A 5,695-nucleotide genomic window follows, 5' to 3' on the forward strand; every position below is an offset into this window, starting at 1 on the left:
GCGGGATCCCGATCTCTTCGCCGTCGATCTCTCCGGTGAGCTTGCCGGACTTCTGGCTGCCTCTTTGATGGACAGTACGCGCCAGTCGTGGCCGTCTTCGGGGACCTCGGAGCTGAGGACGTCGGCGTTGGGGCGGACGACGATCCAGCCTTCGCCGGGCACGGTCAGATGCTTACCGAAGGCGCCGAGCATCTTGGACTGGCCGTCGGGGCCGCCCGCGATCTGCTGGACGATCTCCGAGGCGCGGTGGGTGTTGGGTGCGGGCTCGATCGTGCCGTCGTCGGCGCGGCGGCCTGCGTACAGGGTGGCTCCGGCCATGCCGTTGGCCATGTACGTGGCGGAGAAGCGGACTTCGGGAGACTGCGCGGTACAGCTGCCAGGTCCGGGGCTGCAAGCCGCCGTTGGTGGTGCCCTTGAGAGCGCGGGCCTTCCGGTTGACGTACCGGGAGGCCGCGGCGGTCAGCCGGGCGGTCACTTACCCACCTCGCCGAGGGTGTCGTCGAAGCGGTTGAGGAGGACGGCCCCGCCGGCGAACCACTCGATGCCGTGGACGAGGAGGGGGGCGTCGTCGAACTGGCCGGTGACAAGGAGCCAGGTCGCGAGGAGGATGCCGGACACCCACCAGTCGAGGCGGAACCTGTGACCGACCCTTGCTTCGTCGCTTCAGGGAGCCGGGCTGATCACGCCGTTCTGGTGCATGACGAAGACGCCCGTGGTCTTGCCGTCGACCTGCCGGTCCTCGATCCACTTCGACGACAGGTTGTGCAGATTCATGTGTTGCTGTTCCCAAGGCATCTGGTGTGAGGCACCGAGTGCTTTGACCATCACCTTGTGGGGTCCGGCGATGGCGCCATACAGCGCGCGGACCGAGAAGTTGAGCTCCACATTCCCGCTCGGCGGCGTCGTGTTCGCCGTCCTGTCGTGCTCCCCGTCCACGATCAGTACGGGCACGCTTCCGCCGAGGACCCCGCCCTGCCCCGCGGTTGTCTCGTTCCATCCCCACCGGGCGAAGCTCCTGATGCGGTTCAAGCCTTCCGGTGGCCCCCAGGTGCTGCCGATCGGTTCGCTCTCCATGTACGCCGCCCACACCGCATCCACCATGCCGGGCTCCCGCTGGTCCGGGGAGCGCAGCTCGAGGTTCCACGCGTTCTCCAGGCCCGGTCTCGCGCCGAGGGACATCGGAACTGGGCTCGGTGGCGGGCTTGGAGGGCTCGACGTGGCCTTGGGCGGGAAGATCGGCGCCAACAGGAACATGCTCTCCACGTTTTCCGGATGTTTGACCGCGTAGGGTCCCATCGTGAACGCGGCCGCAGACCAGCCGACAAAGGCGACTTGCTCCACGCCGCACTTCAGCTTGATGTACTCCACGACGCGGTGCAGCTCGGCTTGGTCGCTGTCGGAGTTGTTCAGCTGGTGCGGGTAAGTGGGGCTGCACGGTGGGGTGAATCCTGGCGGCCGTGGGATGAGCAGCTTCTGGTCGTTCTCGCTGAGGTTGCACGGGGAGCCCATCTCGGGACGAGGTGACCGCCCGGAGCCCTGGAGGTCCATCATGAAGACGTCGTAGCCGTCCTTCGCCAGTGCCTCGGCCCAGCTGTACGTCTTGTACTGGAGATCGAAGCTGGCGAGCACCGGAGCACTCCTGCCGTGAAGCATGAGCACGGGTTTGCCTACCGGCCCCGTCCGCCGGCTCCTCCGCTCCCGTACGAAGAGCTTGACCGCCTCTTGATTGTTCGCGGGCACGTTGGACGTGTGGGGGACCTCATGGTCGATATACGTGGTTGGCCAAAGCCATGTTGGCAGCGGCGAAGGCAGGCCCCAGAATGACAAAGCCCTTTCCGCTCGCAGCATTGGCTTTGGCAATGGACGTGGCTGCCAGTTCCAACCCATGGGAACCATCCGTTCCGTGCACTTGGCAAGGGAGCTCGTGCTCCCTTGAGCCAGAATCGGAAGGCTGCGCGCTCAGCGCCACAGCACAGCTGTCGGCCTAGGCCCATGGAGTGGTGCGACCCTCCGATCGGCGGTCGCCGAGTTACACGGCGTGTCTCCCGCTGGCCGGGTCCACAGGTCTGGAACCTCCTGGCCGAAGAGGTCGAAGCCGAGCTGACCCTGCTGACCATCCGGGGGGTCTCCTGGTGTGCGTGGATGGGCGTGGATTCCGCCTGCTGCGCGGGCTTGGGTGGGGATGTGGCCGCCTCATCTCCTCCGGGTGGGGGGTGGTGAGGCTGGGCTGGTTGACCGCTTGGAAACGCAGGTGGGGCCGTGACCGGGCAGGTCACGGCCCCAGGAAGGGCGGTCAGTTCACGCAACCAGCAGCGGCGCCCTCATCCCACACCCCTCCAAGCCGCCAGCCCGCACCGCTGCGAGCCACCACCCCCAACCCTCGAGCCCCGAGTCCGCCGACCCGCCACAACCCCCCACCCCCGCACCTCACCCCCAGCGCGGATCCCGCCCCGTCCCCGCCAGCAACCGCTCGAACGCCGACGCGTCCTCGGTCACCGGGACCGGCTCCCCGAATACCCCCATGCTCCTGGCCGTGGGCGCCAGTTGAGCCACCGCGGCCGTCAGCTCCTCCACGACCGCCGAGTGGGCCGGCCCGTACTCCTGTCCCGTCCCCCGCGCCAGGTCCCACACATGAACGGTCAGATCGAGCAGCGCCATCGAGCCCACCAGCCGCGCCGGCATGTCCATCGCCCCAGTCGTGCCCTCCTCGGCGCCGGGCGCGGACCAGGCAGCCACCAGCCGGTCCGCCTCCCGCGCGAGCCGCTCCCGCCAGTCCGGGCCCTCGGCCACCCGGTCCGGGGTGACCTCGCCGAAGTCCGACGGCTCCTTCACGGCCAGCCGCTGGAACTGCACGATCACCTGGAAAACATGGTTGACCAGCGCCTTCACGTCGTACTCCGCACAGGGCGTGGCAGCCCCCAGAGCCGCGTCCGGAATCCCCCGGAACACCGGAACCGCCCGCTCCAGGGCCATCCCCAGCAACTCGCCGATGCCGTACGTCTTCTTCACCGCGTTCGTGTCCATGCCCCGACCGTACGAAGACCGCCGCCCGCCCCTCTTGAAGAAACGCGACGCCCGAGCCCGGCCGTACGATCCCCCCATGGCCGCCCCCCGCCGCGACACCCGCGGGATCGTCGACCCGGCCGGACTGCTCACCCGGGTAAGGTTCCGCCGCCACGAACCCGCCGAGCCGCTGCGCCGGTACGTCGAGCGGTACTGGTTCATCGACTGGGACCTGCCCGAGCCCTACGCCTCCCACGTCGTCCCGCACCCGTCCGTCCACCTCACCTTCCAGCAGGACGAGGGGTCGCCCTACGCCGAGCTGACAGGCATCCCCGGCGGCCTCTACACCAGGAAGCTCACCGGCCAGGGCCGGGTCTGCGGGGTGAAGTTCCGCCCCGGTGGCTTCCGGCCGTACGCCCCCGAGCACCCGGTGTCCCACTGGACGGGCGAGGTGCTCGCCGCCCGGGACGTGTTCCCGCAAATCACGACGGACACCGCCCGCGAGGTCGTGGCCCCCGCCACCGACGAGGCCCGCGTCGCCGCACTCGACGCCTTCCTCCTCCCCCTCGGCCCCGCCGCCCCCGACCCGCAGGCCGACCTCGCCATGGCCCTCGTCGACCGCGTCCACGACGACCGCACCGTCCGCCGCGTCGACGACTTCGCCCGCACAGCGGGACTCTCGGTACGAGCGCTGCAACGGCTCTTCTCCGCCTACGTCGGCGTGAGTCCGAAGTGGGTCATCCTCCGCTACCGCATCCACGAGGCCCTGGAGCTCGCCGGCACCCGCAGCGAGGTCGACTGGGCCGCCCTCGCAGCCGACCTCGGCTACGCCGACCAAGCCCATCTGGTTCGGGACTTCACAGCGACGGTCGGGGCCCCGCCGACGGCGTACACACAAGCGACTGCGGGCTGACCCGAAAAACTGGCCGGGCTTACCCGCGCCGACTGGATCGCCGTGACCGTATCGCAACACTGGCACTGACCTGACCCGTCAGAAGTAGTACTCGTCCCCACTGTCCAGCACCAACACCCGCTGCCGGTCGTTCTCCCGGTTCCGGTCCACCGTCCCGCCCTTCCACACCGTGTCGATCTCCATGCCGGCCGCCGTGGTCGCAGGGATGTATCCCACGTACGGCAGCCGGCAGGCGCCCTCCATCAGGTGACCCCGGCGCCCGCGGAGCGGCATGCGAGGCTGATCCCCATGCTCGTAGCCCGCTCCGCCGCCCTCTTCGTCGTCGCCGCCCTCTTCGAGATCGGCGGAGCCTGGCTGGTCTGGCAGGGCGTACGGGAGCACCGGGGCTGGATGTGGACCACGGGCGGCATCCTCGCCCTCGGCGCCTACGGCTTCGTCGCCACCTTCCAGCCCGACGCCCACTTCGGCCGCATCCTCGCCGCGTACGGCGGCATCTTCGTGGCCGGCTCGATCCTGTGGGGCATGGCGGCGGACGGCTACCGCCCGGACCGCTGGGACATCACGGGCGCCCTGATCTGCCTCGCGGGCATGGCGGTGATCATGTACGCGCCGCGGGGCGACTGACGTCTCGCCGACCGGCCCGCCCGGAGCCTCCGACTACCACCGCCCTATCCTGGCGGGAGCCCGTACCCCCACCCGCCCGAGGAGCAGCCATGGCATCCGCCGCCCCGTCCCCCGCGTCCCGGATCGCGATCGTCACCGGGGCGAGCAGCGGAATCGGCGCGGCGACCGCACGGCAGCTCGCCGCGGCCGGCTACCGCGTGGTCCTGACCGCCCGCCGCAAGGACCGTATCGAGGCGCTGGCGGAGGAGATCAACGCGGCGGGCCACCAGGCGACGGCGTACCAGCTGGACGTGACGGACCGGGCCGCGGTCGACGAGTTCGCCTCCGCCTTCAAGACGGTCGGCGTCCTCGTGAACAACGCCGGCGGAGCCCTCGGCGCCGACCCGGTCGCCACCGGCGATCCCGCCGACTGGCGCTCGATGTACGAGACGAACGTCATCGGCACCCTCAACGTCACCCAGGCCCTGCTCCCCAAGCTCGACGCGAGCGGCGACGGCACGGTCGTCGTCGTCTCCTCCACGGCGGGCCACGGCACGTACGAGGGCGGCGCGGGCTATGTCGCCGCCAAGCACGGCGCCCACGTCCTGGCGGAGACCCTCCGCCTGGAGATCGTCGGCCGCCCCGTCCGCGTGATCGAGGTCGCGCCCGGCATGGTCAAGACCGACGAGTTCGCCCTCACCCGCTTCGGCGGCGACCAGGAGAAGGCGGAGAAGGTCTACCAGGGCGTCGCGGAACCACTGACCGCCGACGACGTGGCCGACACCATCACCTGGGCGGTCACCCGCCCCAGCCACGTCAACGTCGACCTCCTGGTCCTGCGCCCCCGCGCCCAGGCATCCAACACAAAGGTGCACAGAGACCTGTGACCCGGCCCGAGAAGGACAAGAAGGACCCGCACGACGAACGCCAGATGTGGTGGTGGCTCGCCTACTTCCTCTTCGGCATCCACATCGTCGCCTTCGTCATGATCTACGCGGTGATGCACGCCCCGAAGTAAGCGTGTCGAGATCAACGCACGGGATGCCGATCTCCTGATCGCACCCGGTCTTTACGGCTGCACGTCGAAGACGATCGCCCCGTGCTGTGGGGCGAGGCGCGCACCTCGCCCCACAGAGGCGCTAGCCCTTCACGCACACGACCTGCTTCAGCTTCGCC

The 5,695-nt window shown here is 69.6% G+C and carries 8 protein-coding genes and 1 pseudogene; 4 read left to right on the forward strand and 5 right to left on the reverse strand.

Annotation, left to right across the window (positions count from 1 at the left end):
- The 4 genes and pseudogenes from JF597_RS48700 to JF597_RS48715 form a co-directional block, all read right to left on the reverse strand.
- Positions 1–330, reverse strand: a pseudogene (locus tag JF597_RS48700) (hypothetical protein); the annotation flags it as partial.
- Positions 331–471: 141 nt separating this feature from the next.
- Entirely contained in the window at positions 472–618 is a 147-nt protein-coding gene (locus JF597_RS48705) for a hypothetical protein (RefSeq protein ID WP_294012190.1), read from the reverse strand.
- Between the two features lie 45 nt (positions 619–663).
- Positions 664–1,848, reverse strand: a complete 1,185-nt coding sequence (locus JF597_RS48710) for an alpha/beta hydrolase (protein WP_294012193.1) — start codon at positions 1,846–1,848, stop codon at positions 664–666.
- Positions 1,849–2,427: 579 nt separating this feature from the next.
- The gene (locus JF597_RS48715; RefSeq protein WP_294012196.1) at positions 2,428–3,024 is read right to left on the reverse strand and encodes a TIGR03086 family metal-binding protein; all 597 of its coding nucleotides are present in this window, start codon (positions 3,022–3,024) and stop codon (positions 2,428–2,430) included.
- Between the two features lie 76 nt (positions 3,025–3,100).
- Here JF597_RS48715 and JF597_RS48720 point away from each other — a divergent pair, with 76 nt between their 5' ends.
- On the forward strand, positions 3,101–3,916 hold the full coding sequence (locus tag JF597_RS48720; RefSeq protein ID WP_294012199.1) for a helix-turn-helix domain-containing protein: 816 nt from the start codon (positions 3,101–3,103) through the stop codon (positions 3,914–3,916).
- 78 nt (positions 3,917–3,994) lie between these two features.
- On the opposite strand, the gene JF597_RS48725 is transcribed toward JF597_RS48720, so the two are convergent.
- Complete coding sequence (locus JF597_RS48725) at positions 3,995–4,189, reverse strand: hypothetical protein (RefSeq protein ID WP_294012213.1); 195 nt, start codon at positions 4,187–4,189, stop codon at positions 3,995–3,997.
- A 15-nt stretch (positions 4,190–4,204) separates the two neighbouring features.
- Here JF597_RS48725 and JF597_RS48730 point away from each other — a divergent pair, with 15 nt between their 5' ends.
- From JF597_RS48730 to JF597_RS48740, 3 genes are all read left to right on the forward strand, one after another.
- A complete protein-coding gene (locus tag JF597_RS48730) occupies positions 4,205–4,540 on the forward strand; it encodes a YnfA family protein (protein ID WP_059205070.1) in 336 nt (111 codons plus the stop codon).
- An 89-nt stretch (positions 4,541–4,629) separates the two neighbouring features.
- Entirely contained in the window at positions 4,630–5,406 is a 777-nt protein-coding gene (locus JF597_RS48735; protein WP_294012205.1) for an SDR family NAD(P)-dependent oxidoreductase, read from the forward strand.
- On the forward strand, positions 5,403–5,537 hold the full coding sequence (locus tag JF597_RS48740; RefSeq protein ID WP_256122878.1) for a hypothetical protein: 135 nt from the start codon (positions 5,403–5,405) through the stop codon (positions 5,535–5,537). The genes JF597_RS48735 and JF597_RS48740 overlap by 4 nt, the downstream gene beginning before the upstream one ends.
- Positions 5,538–5,695: the final 158 nt, after the last annotated feature.

Source organism: Streptomyces sp. (assembly GCF_019510245.1).
GTDB lineage: Bacteria > Actinomycetota > Actinomycetes > Streptomycetales > Streptomycetaceae > Streptomyces.